15 protein-coding genes, 1 tRNA gene and 1 pseudogene are annotated in these 20,755 nt (G+C 48.5%); 7 read left to right on the forward strand and 10 right to left on the reverse strand.

The features are described 5' to 3' along the window. Position 1: 1 nt before the first annotated feature. Positions 2–75: transfer RNA gene (locus tag AC0AP0_RS00195), tRNA-Arg, on the forward strand. Positions 76–168: 93 nt separating this feature from the next. On the opposite strand, the gene AC0AP0_RS00200 is transcribed toward AC0AP0_RS00195, so the two are convergent. Beyond that, positions 169–546: a tyrosine-type recombinase/integrase gene (locus AC0AP0_RS00200; protein WP_490428784.1), complete on the reverse strand. Its 378-nt coding sequence runs from the start codon at positions 544–546 to the stop codon at positions 169–171. Between the two features lie 684 nt (positions 547–1,230). On the opposite strand from AC0AP0_RS00200, the pseudogene AC0AP0_RS00205 reads away from it, so the two are divergent. Next, a pseudogene (locus tag AC0AP0_RS00205) lies at positions 1,231–1,536 on the forward strand (hypothetical protein); the annotation flags it as partial. A 52-nt stretch (positions 1,537–1,588) separates the two neighbouring features. On the opposite strand, the gene AC0AP0_RS00210 reads toward AC0AP0_RS00205, so the two are convergent. Beyond that, positions 1,589–1,849: a hypothetical protein gene (locus AC0AP0_RS00210; RefSeq protein WP_490428813.1), complete on the reverse strand. Its 261-nt coding sequence runs from the start codon at positions 1,847–1,849 to the stop codon at positions 1,589–1,591. A gap of 259 nt (positions 1,850–2,108) precedes the next feature. On the opposite strand from AC0AP0_RS00210, the gene AC0AP0_RS00215 reads away from it, so the two are divergent. The 4 genes from AC0AP0_RS00215 to AC0AP0_RS00230 all read left to right on the forward strand — a co-directional run bounded on the left by AC0AP0_RS00215 (position 2,109) and on the right by AC0AP0_RS00230 (position 6,353). Continuing rightward, positions 2,109–2,648, forward strand: a complete 540-nt coding sequence (locus AC0AP0_RS00215; RefSeq protein WP_490428785.1) for a gluconokinase — start codon at positions 2,109–2,111, stop codon at positions 2,646–2,648. A gap of 126 nt (positions 2,649–2,774) precedes the next feature. Beyond that, complete coding sequence (locus tag AC0AP0_RS00220) at positions 2,775–3,938, forward strand: Gfo/Idh/MocA family protein (protein ID WP_490428786.1); 1,164 nt, start codon at positions 2,775–2,777, stop codon at positions 3,936–3,938. A gap of 6 nt (positions 3,939–3,944) precedes the next feature. Beyond that, positions 3,945–4,823 carry a sugar phosphate isomerase/epimerase family protein gene (locus tag AC0AP0_RS00225; protein ID WP_490428787.1) on the forward strand — a complete coding sequence of 293 codons (879 nt, stop codon included), beginning with the start codon at positions 3,945–3,947 and terminating at the stop codon, positions 4,821–4,823. A gap of 105 nt (positions 4,824–4,928) precedes the next feature. Then, positions 4,929–6,353: a GntP family permease gene (locus tag AC0AP0_RS00230; protein WP_490428788.1), complete on the forward strand. Its 1,425-nt coding sequence runs from the start codon at positions 4,929–4,931 to the stop codon at positions 6,351–6,353. 129 nt (positions 6,354–6,482) lie between these two features. On the opposite strand, the gene AC0AP0_RS00235 is transcribed toward AC0AP0_RS00230, so the two are convergent. From AC0AP0_RS00235 to AC0AP0_RS00255, 5 genes are all read right to left on the reverse strand, one after another. Beyond that, entirely contained in the window at positions 6,483–6,761 is a 279-nt protein-coding gene (locus AC0AP0_RS00235; RefSeq protein ID WP_490428812.1) for a FadR/GntR family transcriptional regulator, read from the reverse strand. Continuing rightward, positions 6,749–7,282: a GntR family transcriptional regulator gene (locus AC0AP0_RS00240; protein WP_490428789.1), complete on the reverse strand. Its 534-nt coding sequence runs from the start codon at positions 7,280–7,282 to the stop codon at positions 6,749–6,751. Before AC0AP0_RS00240 ends, AC0AP0_RS00235 begins: the two co-directional genes overlap by 13 nt. A gap of 158 nt (positions 7,283–7,440) precedes the next feature. Continuing rightward, the gene (locus tag AC0AP0_RS00245; RefSeq protein ID WP_211120834.1) at positions 7,441–8,181 is read right to left on the reverse strand and encodes a glucose 1-dehydrogenase; all 741 of its coding nucleotides are present in this window, start codon (positions 8,179–8,181) and stop codon (positions 7,441–7,443) included. Positions 8,182–9,286: 1,105 nt separating this feature from the next. Continuing rightward, complete coding sequence (locus AC0AP0_RS00250; RefSeq protein ID WP_490428790.1) at positions 9,287–10,579, reverse strand: MFS transporter; 1,293 nt, start codon at positions 10,577–10,579, stop codon at positions 9,287–9,289. A gap of 448 nt (positions 10,580–11,027) precedes the next feature. Continuing rightward, positions 11,028–12,167, reverse strand: a complete 1,140-nt coding sequence (locus tag AC0AP0_RS00255) for an MFS transporter (RefSeq protein WP_490428791.1) — start codon at positions 12,165–12,167, stop codon at positions 11,028–11,030. 1,461 nt (positions 12,168–13,628) lie between these two features. Here AC0AP0_RS00255 and AC0AP0_RS00260 point away from each other — a divergent pair. Then, on the forward strand, positions 13,629–14,864 hold the full coding sequence (locus AC0AP0_RS00260; RefSeq protein ID WP_490428793.1) for an MFS transporter: 1,236 nt from the start codon (positions 13,629–13,631) through the stop codon (positions 14,862–14,864). A 635-nt stretch (positions 14,865–15,499) separates the two neighbouring features. On the opposite strand, the gene AC0AP0_RS00265 is transcribed toward AC0AP0_RS00260, so the two are convergent. The 3 genes from AC0AP0_RS00265 to AC0AP0_RS00275 form a co-directional block, all read right to left on the reverse strand. Continuing rightward, a complete protein-coding gene (locus AC0AP0_RS00265; RefSeq protein ID WP_254477342.1) occupies positions 15,500–16,075 on the reverse strand; it encodes a cysteine hydrolase family protein in 576 nt (191 codons plus the stop codon). A 58-nt stretch (positions 16,076–16,133) separates the two neighbouring features. Then, positions 16,134–17,597 (reverse strand): purine-cytosine permease family protein, encoded by a 1,464-nt coding sequence (locus AC0AP0_RS00270; RefSeq protein WP_490428794.1) that lies wholly within the window; start codon positions 17,595–17,597, stop codon positions 16,134–16,136. 2,123 nt (positions 17,598–19,720) lie between these two features. Continuing rightward, on the reverse strand, positions 19,721–20,695 hold the full coding sequence (locus AC0AP0_RS00275; protein ID WP_490428795.1) for a helix-turn-helix domain-containing protein: 975 nt from the start codon (positions 20,693–20,695) through the stop codon (positions 19,721–19,723). Positions 20,696–20,755 lie beyond the last annotated feature (60 nt).

Here is a 20,755-nt window from a genome sequence, read left to right on the forward strand (position 1 = left end):
TGCGCCAGTAGCCCAACGGATTAGAGCAGCTGACTACGGATCAGCAGGTTGCAGGTTCGAATCCTGTCTGGCGCACCGAGAGCCCTTGGAAACATTAGCTTCCAGGGGTTATTTAATATCCGGATCATTCTCCTTCAGACACGATTAGACACGATAAGCGAAAGTGCTTTAGTTCAGTTGCCTGTCTCGCTGTTGTTCCATGATCTCGGCCACTTCATCCAGACGGTCAGGCCAGAGCGACGCATACACATTCAGAGTTATGCTGGCATCCGCATGACCCAAGGCGTTCTGGACCGTTTTCACGCCAGCACCTGCAGCGATGGATAGAGATGCAAAAGTGTGGCGGAGACTATGTATCGTGAGCCCAGGTAGCTCAAGTCCGCTCCCGACGACCGCTTGCACCCAGATGCGGTTATACCAGTTCTTTATGTTGATGTGCTCTCCGCGTTTGGGGCGGAAAACGAAGGCTTCAGATGGTTGCCCTGAACAGAGCTTTTGAGGGGGAAGACGAAGAAACTGGAAATCGCAACACGCCTGCGTTCCCAAGTTTTCGAAGATCCTAGGACCGGTTTGCCTTTGTCATCTTCCTTCCAGGTTCGTAGGACACTGGCCCGCCGCTTCTCAAAGTCCATATCTGAGACTCTCAGCGCTGTTGCCTCGCCGATCCGCGGACCCACATATGCGAGGAATCGAACTAAAGTACTTGATATGGCTGGATCAATCTTGTCTGCTTCCTCTGCCAGGTTTTCTACTTTCGCATAGGTCAGATATATCTGTTCGACTGTGACCTGTTTGCGAGGGAGTGTGATTCCTGACAGTGGGTCGATGGTAAGCCACCGGTGTTTAGAAGCTACCGTATACCGTAGCACGCTGCCGAAAGTAACTTCCGCTGTGCTGGGAATGCTGTTGGGTGACAGTGGCTTGGGGTTTGTGGGTGGTACTGAACTCGCAAGGGACTTCGCCTTTGTTGAGATCCTCGATCCAGGTGTTTATGTCCGTCTCCGTTACGGCGTTCACTGCACGTTGCTGCATCGTGGAAGCATATACTTCTTCTGTTCGCCGACAATATCGATTGATGCTTGATGCCTTCAGGTTATGCTTCGAACTCAGCTAGTCCTTGGCTGCCTCCCTGAAAGTAATTCTTCTGAGTGTGTCCGGTACGTACTTGCCGCTTCTCAGATCCCCTTCGACTGCATCCCTGTATGATTAGGCATCATCCAGCTTGGGGATATGCATCTTTGGGCAAGATATTCAATACCTTCATGCCTTTTATCAGGCGGTGGTGGAAGCGTTCGGGACAGAGATGTCACGGTGGTGCTGCTGGTTGGCCGTGATTTCGACCAGGCAAAGTTGGGGCGGATTCCTGAGAATATATTCATCCACCAGTCTGTAGACCAGCTGGCGGTCCTTGAGAGGGCTAACCTGTTCATCACGCATGACGGCATGAACAGCGTGAACGAGGCTCTTTGCTACACGATGCCCATGGTGGTCGTTCCCATGGCCGATGATCAGCCGATGGTAGGGGCGAGAGTCGCTGAGCTCGGGCTGGGAACGGTCGTGAGCCGAAAAAAAGATCAACGGGCAGACACTAGGGCGTGCCGCCTCGAAGATTCTGGTAGACAAACAAATTGCCGACAATGTAAACAGTATCAGCGAGGACATGCGAAAGTCCGGCGGCAACGAGCAAATAGTCAAAGATCTGGACCACATCCTCAACCAAACCTGACCAACTCAACCCAGCAATCCGTGCGAAAAAAGATAGGACTAGCATCCCCACCAGGAAACCCTTGTGCCTGCTTATCATATCAACCATTTCCGCAAAAGAGACAGAGAAGTGTTGATCCTGCATTTAGGAGCTGATGAAGTTCGTTCGACCAGATAAGAGTAAAAGCACATTGAGCAACGAGAAGATTTTTATCCAAAGTAGCTTGATCCTATCATTTATACCGGTCTTCTGACTGCCTGCATGAATTTATTGCCTCACAAATGTGATGATTTCATATATTTAAATGCTATGTGTATTCTATATAATCGCTTTTTTGACATATTCGTATGACATATGTATTCTCTTAATTATGAAAGGCAATTGCAAGGTCGCAAGGAGAAGAATGGTTGTACACGTCGTCATCATGGGTGTTGCAGGTTGTGGTAAGACCACGACAGGTGAGGCTGTGAGCAATCGATTGGGCTTTGTCATGGCAGAAGGTGATGATTTTCATTCTCAAGCCAACATTGAGAAAATGAGTCGTGGCATTCCACTCACAGATGAGGATCGTTGGCCTTGGTTGAGGGCCATCAACCGGTGGATGATTCGTTGCGATACTCAAGGAAAATCAACTGTGGTCTCCTGTTCGGCTCTTAAGCGTGCCTATCGTGACATTCTTCGAAATGACGTTCCGGTGCTTTTTGTGCATTTGTCAGGATCTTTGCAGCTGATTGCCGACAGGCTCGCCAAACGGACTGGCCATTACATGCCTGCATCCTTGCTGCCCAGTCAGTTTGCTGACCTAGAACCGTTGGAGGCTGATGAAACGGGCAGCACTGTATCAATTGACGGTACAGCGGAAGAGGTTGCAGACCACGTCGTTGATGTCATTGATGAATACCGTCGTGTATCAGAAGGAACTGATGCAGATCGGAAACATTGAAACTTGTGATGTGAACGCGACCTCATTTATGGCGCCCTCCGGGGGTGGCTACTGCCAAGTAAATGAAGTTCAAATAATACGACATCTCTACAGAAAGGAAAACAAAGTAATCAAAATGATGCAGACATGGTGAAATACATGGATGATGTCCATAAAAAGTATTGGCAATATACTCTGACAAGGGAGTCAATAATGACTACATTAAGAACAGCTATCATCGGTTGCGGCAAAGTCGCCGACTTTCACGCTAAGGCCTTCGTAAACCTGCCTGATTCGCAATTCGTGGCAGTGTACGATCGCAATCTTCAAAGAGCCCAGAAATTCGCTGAACCGTACAAGGTTCACGCTTACGATGACATTCGGGCGATGATCAGCAAAGAGCATATAGATGTTGTCAGCATCTGTACACCCCATCCGGCCCATGCGGCGCCGGCGATTGAAGCTATGAAGGCCGGTGCGCATATTCTCGTTGAAAAACCGATGGCTTCGTCTTTGGAGGATTGTGATGCCATGTTGGCTGTGGCTGAACAGGAGCACAAGAAAGTCGGAGTAATTTCGCAGCGTAGATTCTATAGACCATGTATGCGCATTAAGCAGGCGATTGATGCAGGGAAGATCGGCAAACCAGTGCTTGGCGCGGTTCGTATGCTTGGATGGAGAGACAAGCCATACTACGACAGTGATCCATGGCGGGGAACTTGGGATGGCGAAGGTGGCGGTGTTCTGGTGAACCAAGCTCCGCACCAACTTGATCTGCTGCTTTGGTACATGGGTGAGGTTGATGAGGTCTATGGCGTTTGGCGCAATTTCAATCACCCTTATATTGAGGTAGAGGACACAGCCGTCGCCTTGATCAAGTTCAAAAATGGCGCTTTAGGAAATGTTGTAGTCAGCAATTCCCAAAATCCCGCGTTGTACGGCAAGGTGCACGTGTATGGCGACAACGGCGCAGGGGTCGGCGTGCAGACCGATGGGGGAGCAATGTTCATCGCTGGAATGTCAACGATCACTGAACCCCCGTACAACGATTTATGGACCGTTGAAGACGAGGCCGATAAATTGGAATCTTGGAAAAAAGAGGACAGCGACTTCTTCAATAGCGTGGATTCGATGCACTATTATCATCAGCTGCAGGTCGAGGACTTCCTGAAGGCTGTCATCGAAGACGGCACGCCTTTAGTCGATGGATATGAAGGACGCCGAACGGTCGAGCTGTTTACTGCCATCTACCAGAGCACCAAGGACGATGCTGTCATCAAGTTTCCCCTGCATACCAGTCAGGATCGGTGATCGGTTATGAAACTTGGATTTAACGAAGCAACTTCTAGAGATTGTTCTGATTTATCAACCGATTTGAAATTATGCGAACGAGCAGGTTTTGATTCCATTGAAATCCGTTTGGACATGCTCAGGAACTACATGAAGGATCACGACCTTGATGAGCTATCAGATTTCTTCGCTACGAGCCACCTGAAGCCTCATGCAATGAATGCCCTCTATTTGTATGAGAAGCTATTCGCGCAAGACGATGATCCAGTCGAGCGAGAAACCGCCATGAACGATTTCAATCTGGCCTGTCGTGCAGCCCAGCATATCGGTTCCAGATATCTGATCGTGGTGGTGCCTCTGCATAGAAAGCCGGACCTTGAAGGCCCTTATGATGAGCCGTGGCCAGAGGTATTCTCCAACTGCGTTCGAATTCTGATGACCCTAGGGCAGATGGCTGCGCCATTCAAGGTGAATCTGTGCCTGGAATTGGTTGGACACGAATACAGCGCCGTTAGGACGGTAGAACGGGCTTGGGACATTGTCAAAGCAGTCGATATGAGCAATGTCGGTCTTTGCTTTGATGCATGCAACCTTTATCTTTATCATCATCTTCAGGATTTTTCTGTAATGGAGTTGGTGAATCCAGAGAAGATCTTCGACGTGCACATCAATGACGCGGATGATTCTCCCATGCAAGGATTGATGCAATCCAACAGGGTCTTCTGCGGAGAAGGAAATATAGATCTGATGGACTTCCTTCGTGTGCTTCAACGCCTCGATTACCAGGGCAATGTATCCATCGAGACATTCCGGCCCGAGTATTGGAGTCGTTCGCCGCAGTGGGTGGTGGATAATGCCTATCAGTCCACTCGATCAATGATGCAGAAGGCAGGTATCGTCTTCTAGCAATACCAGCTAACGATGCGGTGAGCAGGAAATGCGACTATGCCGTCGATTGCTGACCGCATCTTTAGAGGGGACAAGAACGTCAACATACCAGGAGGTACACCGTTGACACCGACAATTTTTCTTATAGTTTTGGTGCTAGCAGTCGCACTGCTTGTCTACACCACCATCAAGCTGAAGATTCATCCGGTCATTTCCCTGTTCGTCATAGCCGTAATACTGGGTTTGGTGCTCGGCGGCTCTCTTGGCGACACCATGGACAAGATCAATAAATACTTCGGATCCACTCTGGCGGGCATCGCCATTGTCATCATCTTCGGCGCCATTATCGCCATGGGTATCCAGGACACTGGTGCAGCCACAAAAATTACTAATTTCTTCATACGAATCTTCCGAGGCAAGCATCTTGAGCTTGCGCCATCCTCGGCTGCTTTCGTAATGACGTTGGCAGTGTTTGGAAATATTTCCGAGGTCCTGACCGCGCCGATTTCTGCCATCATAGCCAAGCGCAAGAAGATCACTATGGCGTTGATTGCGCCTCTGGTCTGTTTGGGATTGACACTGACCCACGGACTTGTTCCGACACATCCGGGGATTCTAGCAGTGAGCATCATGTTCAAGGCCAACATCGGCAAGGTGATGGTATGGGGCATCATCATCAGTTTCATCGCTTTCGTTGCCTCTTATCTCATCAGCAGACCCTTCTTGGGCAGAGAATACATCGCGCCAAATCCTGAATTCGCGGCTGGCTATGAGGAGGCGCCGGAAAACGCCCCGCTCGATCAGCTCTACATCAAGGAAGAAGGCGCTCCTTCGACCTTCTGGTCTTTCATGCCTCTGATTGTGCCGCTGGTTCTGATAGCTGCCGGATCCTTGGGAACCCTTGGCGTGAAGAAAGGCAGCACAGCATATGCAGTTTTCAATTCCCTAGGCAACACCACATTTGCCCTTTTCGTAGGGGTCGTCCTGGTTGCTTTGCTGGTTGTCGGGCGCAAGAACAAGGTGCTCGCCAGCGCTCGCAAAAGCGATGCATCCTTGTCCGACAAGTCTTCTGCCTTGGAGATCACTATGAACAGCTGGGTGGGTCGTGCCATGAAGACCGCCATCGACCCATTGATCATGATTGGCATGGGAGGAGCCTTGGGCGGGATCCTTCAAGATAATGCCATGGTCAAGCAACTAGGCGCCATGATTGTCAATCTCAGCGTTCCTGCGGTCATCATTCCCTTTGTGCTGGCGGCAGTGATGATGGGAGCCACAGGTTCGATGACCATTGCAGTCATGATCTCTGCATCACTGGTCAACCCTATGATGGGCGCTTTGGGATTGTCTCCGGTCGTCGCAACTCTTGCTATCGGCTGCGGCTCCATGGTATTCTGGCACGTCAATTGCAGCGGCTTCTGGATGATGACTTCGCTGTTCAATCTCAACACCAAACAGGGTCTCAAATATCTGACCACACTGAATGCCTTGGGGGGAATCATCGGTTTCGCTGTGCTTTGCGGAGCTAGCGCCCTGGGCTGGGTCTGATTAGACATTCTGGAATCTCGAATACCCAACGGGTCATTATCAGGTGCGGGCTAACCTGCATAAACAGGTGCCTGCACCTGTTTATGCCATTAATTGCAGCTTCTTCATTCATTTGCAGAGTTTCAAGGTTCAGGCCTGTTCAGTTGTGGTCCGTACTTCGTCGACGATACGAGTCATGGCCTCTCTGGCAAGGTCAGGTTCTCCCTTCCATATCGCTTCTGCCACCTGATCATGTGCCTTCAAGGCTTCCGGTCTGGGCTTGGCTGGGTACATGCCTAGTTCGACCCTGCTGGAGAGCATGGTGTTGACCAGCGGTGAAAGCGAGGCGAACAATTCATTGCCGCTGTATTTGAGGATTTCATCGTGAAATCGGATATCGAGCTGGTGAAATTCCTCTAATTTCCGGATTTCCCGTCTTTGTGCATTTTCATTGCTAGAACCGGCATCAAGGCACGAACTTCAGTCGGAGCCCTTCGTGCGGCATCTTCTGCAGCTATCGGTTCCACTGCCAAGCGTAGTTCAGTTAGGGAAAGCAGCTGTTCCTTACGATGAGAGGAATGTAATTCCCGACACATGACTTGCGTGTCCAATGAATTCCTTTGATCAAGGCTCTTGGCAATGAGCCCCACCCTTTTTCTAATATTCACAGCTTGCACGGATTGCGACGTTTGTGCTGTCTCTCTGGCTATAGTTCGGGAGACCGAAAAACGTTGCTGTATGTCTGCCAGGGTAATGATCGTTGTAGGCGGCCAGCGTCCCTCGATAATGTCAATGGCAAGCAGCTCCGCAATATGAGCAGCATTGGGCCTGGCGGATTTTTCGGTGTCACAGTGGCCGGATGCTCTGCTGCGGGACTTTTGCGAAGCACTCAGTGTTTTGCCGCTTCCCGTTCTTGTCGGTGACGTTTCAAGACTGCTGGTAGTGCTCATAATTTACAGATCATCAATATCATATGGCCGAAGAGAGTTCCTTCTGGGAATTTGGATAAGCGCAGGAAAGGTGTGCTGTAATAGGTGCCCGGCCGTCCAGCGTTTCATCATAATCTGGGCGGCCGCTGCTCAGATTACTCTGGAGCAGAGTGTACTTGTTATTGCGCCGTATACCCGCCATCAACAACGAACTCGGATCCAGTTGAGAAGGAAGAATCATCACTGGCGAGGTATAGGGCCATATTGGCTATTTCGCGGGCTGAACCCAGTCGACCCATGGGGTGCAGCTTCTCTAGATCGCTGCGCATCTGGGGATAGGCATCGACCATGGGAGTGTGGGCGTATCCGGGATGAATGGAGTTGACCCGGATTGGGTATCCCTGCTGAGCGCAATAGAGGGCGGCCGACTTGGTCAGCAGCCGTACCGCGCCTTTGGCGGCGTTGTATGCGTACAGATTGGCTATGCCAATCAATCCTGCAATAGAGCACATATTAATGATGGAGCCGCCATGCTCCTTCATGTGCGCAATAGCATGTTTGACGCCCAGCATGACCCCATCCAAATCCACAGATAGAATTTTATGCCATTCGTCCATTTCAATATGCTCAGCGTCGTCAAAGAAGAGGATGCCCGCATTGTTGACCAGTACATTGGCTTCGCCAAACTTGTCGCGTGCGGCACTGAAGACAGGCTCCCAGCTGTCCTCCTTTGCGACATCTTGGGCTACGAAAGCTGCCTTGTCCCTGCCTATGGTGTCTAGGGCCTTCTGACCACCTTGCTCATCCAGATCGGTGATGACCACCTTGGCTCCCTCCTGCACGAACAGTTGTGCAGTTGACAGACCGAAGCCCTTGGCTCCTCCAGTAATAATTGCCACTTTACCGTCCAGTCGTGCCATGGTTGACCTTCTTGTTCATATGTGTGCGCCTTGCACACCCGCTCCATATCTATGCTAGTCATGTGGTCGATAGCTGGGTGGCTCCTCTATCATGCAAGCTTGAGCTGGATCAAGCGAGCCTGTCGGATTGGGGCCTGACAGATGAGCGCCCATATGGCAGATATAGGAAGAATCCGCTATAGTTGTCAAGTCTCCATGTGAGGTCCTGTTGGCTCCTTGGCCGACGCCAAGGTTGTGTTACTCACATCTGTAAGAAGGTAAACGATAGGAACGACAGTAACTCCCAACTATAAATCCCCCCCCCCCCCCCCAGAATCCCATCTGTGCAACGTTGCGCAGGCGTGCTTATAGCCCAGGTATGAGCCCTTTATCGAGGGGATGGGTAGTCTGCAAATCTAGTCCAGAGGGGAATGTGTCAAAATTACGATATACAAAATCCAACTTTTCTGTCAGTTCAGCAGATGCGTATCCGCTGTTTTGAGAAACAAATAGAAATAATCATTGCATAATAAGTTATTCAAATACTTCGAAATCTAATAACGAGAAGCGTGGACATCACAAATTATTGATACTGGCTGTCTTCAGGTAATTTGAAAAGAAATCAAGACCAATATCTAGTAAAACTCTATCGTTTTCGTTAAACTCGGGAAAATCCTTAAGCTCGCCACAATCACAGTACAGTGATTCAGCTCAAATAAGTATGGGCCTCTGAGCAAAAACCTTAGTAGTGAGCTAACGCTTATTGTTCCAGCCTGTTTTTCGAGCAATGACATGAATGACACAGGAGATGAGAACTAAATTCCGTCTGGAACCACCCAATATAGTTTCGAAACATGACCTACTTATATAGCAAAATATAACCAGTTAGAATATCTGTAGAACCCTCATATTGATATAAGAAACTATCTCTTCTTCTGAGTCGAACCAATCTGAATGATTCTCACTGGAGAGAAATCTATATTTTCCTACTTTTGCAGTCCAGCTTCAATCCAAATGAACTTCTAAATGGATGCAAGTACCTTGGTGGACATTATATTGATCCCACGGTTTTAAAACTGAATTATGATTATCGACTAAATGCTGTTTCTCACCAGGCAGCATAAGGCTAAACCTTTTCTACTCGATGTTGAATCATAGTCAATCCCGCAAAAATTCCCGCGCCTATTAGACTAGCTGCCGCTAGAATTGCGGTATTCGTAGGACCGACTAAGTCTGATAGCCAGCCGGTTAGAGATCCTCCGATTAGATATCCGACCGTACCTACCGCGCCTATAGTGGACATCACAGAAGCTCTATATTCATTGGGGGAGAGAACTTGCTCAAGTAATTCTTCAATTACATTGGCAATTGTGTAGAATAAAGAAAATACAAAAAAGCTGCAGAAAGCGAAAATCAGAGATTGACCGCTCAATGCAAACGCGCAGAAGGCTATTCCAGAAGCGATGAGGGACATTGGCAAACTATTTATTGCTGATCGGGTATTTGAGGAAAAAGGTGCAGCTAGTGCTGCTCCAATAAGTGCCCCAATGGATCCAATCGTATTCAAATACCCGTAAACAGAGTTTGGAGCATGTAACACCGTACGGGTAAAAACGACGAGTAAAGTTTCTTGTAGTCCGAGGCCGAACCAAAGTGCAAGAACAACAATGGACAGGGCAGCAAGAAGTCGTTGCTTTTTGATAAGGCCTAAAACGTTTTTTAATCGAATGTTGGTTGAAGAAATTATCCTTTTTAACTTAACCCAGAAGGAAATACTATGACTTTCCCGAAAACCATTGTGTGAATCGACAGTTCGCTTCGAATTATGCTCCTCATGTGAATAGCAACCGTCAAGTGAAGCAGCAATTAAGCTACCAAAAGCAGCAACCGCAAATGCAGCGATACTGTTGAAATTGGTGAGCAAACCTGCAAGGGCGCCTGAGGCGATACCTGCAGCATTGATCATGAAAGATAAAACAGAATTGAGAACTGACAGTTTTGAATCTGAAACTAGTTCAGCAGCTTTTGCATATCGCGCTGGCTTCATAACCGCAGCTATACTTGTTATAACAAAAGCAAGAATAAATGAAACAGCAATGTTATGGTTAAATGCGAGCAACAAACAACAAAGAGCTCGTAGCGTTCCGCCCACTGCTAAAACAATTCTGCGATTATATTTGTCAGCTATACCAGAAAACAGCGGAGCTACGATTAAATTTGGCATAAAGGTAACTAAAAAAAGGGCACTGACCGCTAGTGGCGACGATCCCGAAATATCGTATACATGAATGGTCAGTAAGAGATTAACGATTCCACCGACAAGACTGGTAAAGAAAGCACCAAGCGATAATGTAACCAATGGTTTGTGTCTCAAAACGTCTTTGAGGGCTATGAAGGTTGTCGCTGCTTTACTTAACATGTGGCATACATCCTTCGTCTACTTATGGCTCAGTCAGCAGAATGTTGTTAACCTTCAAGGATTTCATCGTGTGGAATTCAAATTCCTTAATAAATAATATTATGCCTTCCGTGATTTGTTTATCTCTGATTTCAAAATGGCCGATTTGGGTCTAGTAAAATCCGCGCTTCGGCTCAGTACCGTATTTTATGCTCCACGAGTTTAGGTTCAAGTGCTTCGGGGACTTCTTAATCAAATCTTGTCTTCTTGAAAACGATATGCTGCATCTTTGCGGCATTTATATATCAGATTTCCCATGTTGGTGCTACTGCTCGATATGCGTACAGCCATTAGGTATTCTTCATATATTTGTTCGCAATCAGAACTAAAATCCCGGCGATTCCAATAGTAGTGATTGCGGTATTTCGATCCGCACTCCAACCTATGATCGAGTTGCAGACCATGCCAATCAAGCACCTAGCGAGCTCGGAATATTAAGAACAGTGGAGCGCTGATCAGACGGAATCAGACTATTCGCAACTGCCGAAGTTATGGGCCCCCTTCCATTCATACCCACTACGACAAGCAGGAATCCGATCGCTACAACGATTGGTGAAGGAACTGCCATGAGCGCGAAACCAGCTGCCCCTATAGTAAAGGCTAAAAAGAGAGCTTTTGATCTTCCCAGGTATACCTCAAGCTTGTCAGAAAGGTAGCTATAAACTGCGGCTAAAATAAGAGCAGTGGATGACAGGAAGCCCCAGTATGACATAGACAAATTCGTATGTTCATATAAGGGTTGATTTAACGCATATACAGCGTTGAAAAGCACGAACGAAGCGTTAGATGTGATGCTAACGAAAGCGAGAACAGGCCTTCTTATCAATACGTTTGCTCCCTTCATCAAATCCTGCAGAAATGACCTCTTGCTTGTACTGTGTTTGCGATTGCTCACAGGAATAGAAGGCAGTCTAAGCATGAACAAGAACCCGATGAACGGGACAATAGCGGTTGCATGTGCGGGAAACGAAATATTTAGGTGAGCGAGGTAGGATCCGCACAATGAGGCAAGCACGCCACTTATGAGTTCCAGTGATTCACAGAAGCCGAAGACCCCTATTGCAAGCTTGTCTGCATCCTTATTAAGAGATTCGTAAACATATGCTTCTAATATGCTTGAGATTAGCGCAATGCTGAAACCACTCATGTTGTAGAACACCGCATACCAAGCAAAGCCCTGGCCTAGAGCATAGACTATATTTGAAACAGCACTAAGCGCAAACCCAATATAATCGGCGCTTTCTATCAACTTTATCCGCCAAACACCAGAGGGCATCTCGACTAACAATATTGAGAGGAGAAGCACGCTTTCCAGTGTGAAAATCTCTGAGTCGTCTAGGCCTCTGGAAGTAAGAAGGACAGCACTTACAGGAGTATAAAAAGTAAGGGCAGAAGCAATTTGGCCACATGCTATCGTGGAAAGACCTTTAGACCCTTTCACTGCCAATCTTGCAGTTGAACTCGTTCTTATTTTATTATAATTCTCTATCTTGGGCTGATGGAGAATATAATTTATCCGGTCACTTTTCCGTATCGTGCGTGTATCCAAAAACGCTCACGATTGGACCTACGAATGAGTCTGCAATTTCAATCAGGTTTTCTATATTCGCCTTCGTATAAACCCTACACTGTGTGGTAAATACGGAGCGTTGATCCTTCGCCTAATACAATGTCGTTCAATCCAGTTGATTCGCATCAAGATGGCTTCAAGCTCTAGTGACAAAGAGCTACGCTTGGGATGCGTCATAGGAATAGGTGGTTCACTAATGCTGAGGCAATATTCGAAGCAGGGCATGATGCAGATATGGCAGGATCGTAGCTGGCTAAGACTTTTGTATTTGAGACCTTAGGCGGGTTCCGGTTCGACGTGATGTTCTCCGGAATCTTGATCATTGTTCTTCTTATCTGAAGCCGGATGAAGCATGTCATTGAATGGATTTGGTCTTCACTGTAAGTGTTCGTGATGGTTCTTAATGGTTTGTCAGATTGGTGCTCTCTGAACGATGGCACGCAGACGATGAGATGTTCATAGGAGTTGAGAACCGAATATGTTCGAACCGATGCGCGGATCTCCGATATTCCTGAAGGTTTTTCAGCAAGGTCACAGACCTGTGGCAGCAGGGTCAGCCTGGTACGGTCAAGGGATTGACCGTGGGATTGTTAATAACAATCCTGTATTGGATAAAAGTTTGATGTCTGCAATCTTCGAAAAATGATATGCAAATTATTTATCATTTTTCTGATAAGGCCGTTACCTTTGTGCTCCGAAGTGGTCCTATTATTGCTGGCAAATTCAAAACTATAGATTAGTAGTTGTTGAACTATAGTATTTTAACAATTTTACTTCTTCATACGTCAGCTGTTCGTTTGTGCAAAATCCAGGAGAACGAGAGAGACTTTTGCTTTGCTCGGGTAAATAGACAGTTTAATTTTTTCTGAAGCAGATAAGGATTACCGATAGACAGCATATGACGATTGTCTCTAATCTGAGGTAAAAAATCGTTAACGTAAGTTGATCATTTAGAGCAACTATCCAGATCTCAACCCAGAGATTCAATTAATCTATCAACTTTAGGTGACACCTTGGAATTCTATACAAAACATATTCGGCAGACCCAAACCATCAATTCTTTTGAGCAAAAATGCCCCCCCCCCCCTGTCGCCCGGTACCACGCTTGCGGGGGGGGGGCAGCAACTGACGGGGAACCCTCACTCATTCCCCGGTCATGCCCTACTTGCAGAATTGGTTCGATACAAGAGGGTAATAATGATTTTGTTAGTCATTTATATCCGTTTATCTCCCGTGGTTGATCAAGATTTTAAATAAATTATGACATATACAATTGCTACTATTTGACTGTATCGAATAACACTATGGACGAGCTAATGGTGGAGAAACTAGTAGATTTAGATTAAATAGTCGTAATTTGTATGGATGCTGTCGCTCTAGAACGAGACGTTCACTCATATAAAGTAATACTAATCGGAGATAAAGGCCTCGGATATTTTCATGGACAATTTATTAAAGAATAGGAACAACAGATTATATCTTTCCTCAGTAGTTACAGATAACTTTGGGAGTTCTTTAATGATGTTTGCGTTACCTCTCATGGTACTGGATATAACAGGTAGCGGAATACATCTGTCATTTATCTCTGCAATCGAAACAATACCGTTCCTTATCTTGGGTCTTCCGATAGGTGCGATAATAGATAGATTAGATGTAAAGAAGATCATTGTCTTTAGTGATTTGATCAGGTTGCTGAGTTATTCGGTTCTTGCTCTCGCATTGGCGTTGAAAATACCGTTAGCATTTATGATTTTTGTCATTTACATAGTTTCGCTTGCAGTAAGTGTTATGAATATTTTAAGTACAGTGTCGGAAATTACTTTTGTTTCATTCTTAGTCAAAAAAGAGGATTTTTCGAAATTAAACAGTACGGTTTACGGAATACAGTATGGTGTCAATTTCGCTTTACCCATACTAGGGGGAGTGCTGTATAAATATCTTCCTCACAGTTTGCTGACTGCAATTTGCGCGGTTTTCTATTTAATTAGCCTATTGCTGGTGAATAATATAATTCTGGTATCCCAGAGCGACCCTTCTGCAAGGTTATCCTCTGTTAAGTACAGTATAAATGCAGTATTCACAGATATAAAGGATGGGGTGCGATACACTGCTAAAATTCGCGCTGTTCTGTACCCTCTTGTGCTTGCCGCCTTGGTTAATATAGCATCGGCTAACTTTCAGAACGATAGTCTGATCGTCTTACGTCAACAAATAGGTCTTTCTTCTGACCAAATTGGTTTGATTTTGTCCATCGCAGCAGTCAGTGCCCTAATTGGAACAGTCGTAGTAAATTGGTTAAATAAAAAAATCGAGTTTGGTAAACTTTTGGTACTGTCGATTATTGCTGGATCTCTATTTCGGACAGTATTTGCATTAAGCACGAATTTAGTAATTTTAGTTTCTTCTATTGCATGCATTGCGATTAATGAGTCGATTCTCAATATCAGTATAATCACGAATCGACAGAATGAAGTTGGGCAAGAATATCTTGGTAGGGTCACGAGTATATACAAGGCAGTTCTAATCGGTGTGAATTCTATAGGCTATTTACTTGGCGGATTTGTTGCCAATAAGATAGGTTCAAGATTAGGTATCGGAATATCAGCGGTTGAACTTTTCGTAGTCTCAATAGTAGGTATACTGTTGATGACTTTTGTGAGGGTGCATAACGATTAGTTTCACCGTGAAAGATATCCATGAGGACTTTATCGTTAAAGAGAATAGTTATATCTGAGATAGGGGCGGGATGCTTTGATAAAGCTATCGATCCAATTTCCACGGAGTTTTCAGGGCATGCTATAGTGCATCGACCTACAAAGCGACAGTTTTCTAAAACAAATGCAGCTCAGGGGCTGCTTTGCGTGCGTCGTTGACTACTGCTTTGACCGGGACTTCATTGATAGCCAGCTTCTTGAGTGCAATTTTGGCGCATGGATTTGGGGTTCGTTAGCTTCTTACGTATGCCAGTGGAGCAGTGAGTAAGCCATTGCTTTTGACGCGTTGTATTACTGTGTGTACACCTCGTATAGCTCTTATATTTTTCATACATTCTCTTGATGTCTGTGTATGTTATTTATGCACTAACGGGCGCACTTCGCTGGGGGTCTGTTGTATTTTACCTTCTGCCATTTGGTTGATCGGCAATTCACTTAACGATACGTGTGACAGTTAAATACTATAGGTAACGTGTAATCAGGTGATCAGCAGACGCTCAAAGTACTCAATGTATCATTGATTTATGCTGTAGGTGGTTCTTCGGTTTGTGAGAGAAGAACCACCTTCCAGTTAAATATATATTGAAATAATGATGACTAGTCTGCTTTGTGGCTCACTAGCAGTGAACCGGTGTCGGTGATGGTGATGAGTGGTGTGAACAGGGCCATCGTATCGATTGCCAGCTTGTGGTTTTCCGGTGTGGATCCAGCGCAGGCATCTGCTGCCAATCGAACGGCGATACCTTGGTCTGCAGCCGCCAAGGCGGTCTGCAACACACAGGCATCGGTGGCGACACCGCACAGGGCTATCTTCTGGGATCCCTTTATTGCCGCCTGCAATTCCGGCCCCCACTTGCCGAAAGTGCTGAGCGAGACAATTGGATGCCCCTTGGCGAGCTCGGCGGTCTCTGGTGTGAGGTCATACATGGGATCGTCGGAGGGGACCTGGAATTCCGGCCATTCGTTCATATATTCCACCCATACGCCTTTTGGCGGCTGCGGCGCAATGTATCTGGTGTAAGCAACGCGGTCGCCGTATGCCTTGGCGAGACGGATGTAGTTCTTGTTGGTCTGATAGTAGGTGCCGTCGGAGCAGGCCCAACGGGACCACTCGTTGTGGGCGAATACCTCCTGGCGGTCAATCACCACTAGCCATTCATCATCGTTGATCATGATAATTTCCTTTCCTGTTGTGGAGCGTGGAGCGCATCCCTCTGCGCTCCTTGCGATTTCAGTTGATGCTCTCCTGACGACGGATATCGCCCTTCTGGAAGAAAATCGTTCCGAGGAATCCGACAGCCAGGGCTATGATGACACCCAGGTTTGCTGCCGCCCAGGTCCCGTACTTACCTCCGATGGGGCCCAGTAGGTATCCTTGCCAGTTGAGCCAGTTGGCGGAGGAGTTCACGACCAGCCCCCAGCCAAGGAAGGTGGCGATGGTAAGGATGGCAAAAGCGGTGATGTTCCAGGAACCATATCGTCCCTCGGATTGATAGAGGTCGGTGGTGTCATAGTCCTTCCGGCGAAGCAGAATGTCGGCTACGAACATGCCCGCCCAGGCGGCCATGGGTACGCCGAGCGTAATCAGGAAGCCTTGGAAGGGGCCGATGAATGTGGAGGAGAAGAAGGTTACATAGACTACTCCGATTACGGTCAGCACGGCGGTGATGGCCGCTGCGAGTGTCCGCGGGAGCTTGATGCCGAAGGAGAGCAGGGCCAGTCCATTGGAGTAGTTGTCCATGATGGCCCCAGCTATCAACCCCAGCACCGCAACAATGGTGAATGGAACCAGATACCAGGTAGGCAATATGCTGGCCATGGCTCCGATGGGGTCGTTGCCTACGTTTTCGGCCAGGCCTTTGTTGGAGACAGCCAGAAGCAGGCCGTAGACGATAAGGAAGATGTTGGCGATGGAGGCGCTGAAGGTGGTCCAGACAACGATTCCTGTGTTGGAGGCGCTGTGGGGCAGGTATCGCGAGTAGTCCGCTGCGATGTTGACCCATCCCAGGCCAAAGCCTGTCATCACGAAGAAGCAGCAGCCCAGCATGGCTGGCAAGGAACCGGAGTGGGCGGAGGAGATGGCGAAGAAGTCGATATTGCCCCAGCCGATGATGAAGAAACCTGCAATTACGATCGCGGTGACGATGGTGATGATCTGTTGGAGGCGCATGATCAGGTCGTAGCCGTAAATGCCGGCAACGACAACCAGCCCGATGATTATCAAGGTAGAGATGATTTTGGGGCTTGCGCCTGATCCCCAGCCGAGTTTTTCGATGGTCGAAGACGCTGCCAGTACGGCCGTGGTCGTTAGGGATATCTCCCACCCTAGTGTGGCTATCCAAGACATGGCGGCCGGTACTTTGGCGCCCTCCACGCCGACAATTGCCCGGGTGAGGACCATGGTTGGGGCGTTGCCGCGCTTGCCTGCGATGGAGATGATGCCAACAAGCAGGAATGAGATGACGACACCTGCGATGGTGGTAAATGTAGACTGCCAGAAGGAGATGCCGAATCCTAGCGCCCAGGCGCCATAGGACATGGCCAGCACTGAGATATTGGCGGAGAACCATGGCCAGAAGAGACTTGATGGCTTGCCCTTACGCTCAGACTCGGCAATGGTGTCGATGCCTTGGGCCTCAACGCTCAGGACTGAGCCTTTGCCGGTTCCTTCTTTGGATGCACTGTGCTCATTCATGTTGATTCCTCATATCTTGTGGCGCTCGTTGACGGATTTTGGACGAACGCCATGTTGGTGTTGGTAAAGTCTTGGATTTTCTGTGGTGCGAGCGGGTGGCCGGATCGGCTTTTGTCACAGACAAGGATGCGGCCGGTTTGGCGTAAGAGTTTGTTTCGGGTCGGGGCAGCACTTGGATGGTTTAGTGCAGAGCAACCTATGTATGGCAGTCGCCTGCCTTTTGGTATCCAGAGGGATGGGGGGGGGGTCCAAGGATGTCTCGGACCTAGCTGCCCAGACAGAGCTGGAAACCGTAAGGACCGATCTGCACAATCAGAGTCGAGTCAAGGGTTTGGCATAGTTGCGGGAAGGCAACTGTGCCGCCGTCTTCTGTTTCGCCTGTATTAGCCGGTTATTCCATACCAACTTTCTACGCGATGATAGGTACCTCACCATGGTTGGAGGACCAGATGGAGGAGTAGCCCACCAGGGCCTGCACAGCCGTATCTTCTGCCTGGCCAAACACTGGTGAGGCATCGAAAATCGTTGTGAGCTGTCTCGGGCTCGGGTGAGACCGAAGAAATCTGAGCAGCGCCTGGGCGCTACGGTGCACCAAATGATGGCTGGTGTTATGCCCGACTTTTGAGCAAGTTGAAGTTTCAAGGAGGGTCGATCACCGTTCAGCGGTTCACCCGCTTCGATCCGCTTGGCGAAATGGCCCGCCACGCTCTGAGATTGGGACCGGCGACCACTGTCGACCGGTTTGGACATCCATGTCATGTCTTCAGTATTGTACAGGTTTATTTGCATGTTGGTTCCGGTTTAGTGAAGAGGAACTTCTGGAAAGTGTGCTCGTTGTTGCCTGATGCTGGCGCGCCACATTTTCCGTAAATCCTGTATGGAAAAGATGAAACTCAACGAAGGGGTGCAAAGTGACCATACCCGGTACCTTTATAGAGTCTCATCGATATCCGCAACATGCTTTGCTCCAGGACCTCGTCTTGCCCGATGGAACGACCTTGCCGCGGGTGGAGTGGGAGGACAACTGTTGCGGTCCGGCATGCATCCAGTCGATTCTGGATGCCGAAGGACTTCCTGTACAGACTCTCGACACTTTGTTGGCTGAGAGGATTGAGAGCGGAGCCTACGATGTTGCCAAAGGGTGGATATTGAGGGTCTTCTTGAAATGGGACGTTCCTTTGGCTTGGATGGTGAGGTTTTCCCCGAAGCCATAATCGGTTTTCTAGAAGGTCTACCCGCAGTCCACGTTGCTCCTATAGTCTCTGTATCCTGCAACTTGCGGCCACTTGGTCGTATTTCGTGGCACTCGGGCGTCTAGCACAGAAGGTGAAGCCTGTTGCTGCGATGATCCTTCAACCTAAGAGCCACTGTCGATGAAGTAGAGCGGACCAAATTTTGGTCAAGCTTCTCCGGTCGTGCGCTTATCTTGAAAAGCGCGAAAGCCTGACAGGAGCTGCTTTCGGTTATCGTAGATTAACGCTAAGAAGCATATTTTGTTACTCGAAGACCCATCCAGCTTTTTGACATTGCCAATGCTTATCCGTATAGGAATTCTGGACGATACCTGGGCCAGGGCCTGAAGAAGTAGCGAAGTAGGACGGAATCGCCGTTGCCACCAAAGTCTTCTTCCTCCCCGTCGAATCACTCCAACTAGCGCGTGCATTCACGTTAGCCTATCATGCAGCAAATCGACTATAGCCTGGAACGTTTGGGAATAGTCTACGTAGACTTCTATATCAGTCACCGCTGGGAATACCTCGCATCATCGAAGAGAAATGGATGCTCTGCACAATCTGGTGAAAGCGGGAAAAGTACATTACCCGGGAGCAAGCGCCATCTACGCCTGAAAGTTCTAGAAATAACGACACGTGGCGGCAAGCCGCGGATAGGCTCCTTAGTTTCGATGCAGAGCCATATGGACCTGATCTATATGTGAGGAGCAACGTGAGCTGGTTCCCTTCTGTCAGGACGGAAACATCACCATCGCTTCATACGGCTCCTCTGCCAGGACGCCAAAATCTGACAAGGATCTCAGCTAGGGGAACGTTCATAAGGTCATAGTCCTCGGTTCTGTGACCGTCTACTTGACTTTCGCAATTGCGGACGTATAAATTGCAGCGAGCTTATTCGATACGCTTGCTTTGCTTGCGCCAAGAGATTGGAGCGATCCCGGTTTCTCTGGTGAAAGCCGCGCTGAATGAACTGAGATGCGTATATCCGACCTGCCTGCCAATCCAGGCAATGTCCTCCGTGGTTGACGAGAGAAGGTGGCGGGCCCGGTCCATTCTTTGCTCTCTGATGTACCTGGCCAGACTTGTACCGGTCTGACGTCTGAAGGCGAGGCATAAACGTGTGCGTCCCACATACAGGGATTGGGCTATCTGATCGATGGAGAGGTCGCCGCCAAGATGGGATTGGATGTGAGTTTTGACCTGCTGGACTAGGTCGTGGTCGAGCGACGGTTCGTGGCTCTGTTCAGGTGCAGAGGAAGCCTGGGCCAACATTGCCATGAGGAGGTCGATGTGTGCTTTGATGAGGAACTCCGTCTGGCCCGGCCTTCCGGGGGACAACTTTGACATGGCGGTTAAAGCGGCCAGGGCAATACCGGGTGGCCAGGGTTGGCAGAAGGCGTCAAAGAGTCCCTTGATCTGGCCAGGCCATTGGTTTTCCAGCTCCATGAAATAGTCGGGTAGGATGCAGATGCTCCGGGTCCGTGAGCGGGAGCCTGCCGGCATACGGTTGGTGACTGATCCTGCCCGCTGGACCAGGGAGGCCATATTGCCCTCCTGCATCGTACACGGCTGCAATTCGTAAGGAGCGGCGTTGGATGCCGGGCTTTCATCCAGGGTCAGGCAGGCGTAGTCGGTTATGGCGTACTCACTGAAATCCATCTCGCGCAGGAAGGTGATGTCGTGCCATATGACCAGGCAATAAGGACCTGCCGGATTGGCTTGGAATCTTCCCCGGCAAATGTCGCCATCGACCTGCCCTTCCAGTCCACCCGACCGGTGATGGAGCTCCATGCCGAGTTGTTCCACCTGGGGACGGTACAGGGTCTGAATCTCGCGGGATTCGGAGCGTATCTCGTGGTCTGTCATTGCGCACCTGGTTTCATGCTGCCGGCCTTGCAGCGTTCTCGATAGACTTTCGTTTTCGTT

Source organism: Bifidobacterium sp. POST2/T3 (B1) (genome assembly GCF_058197115.1).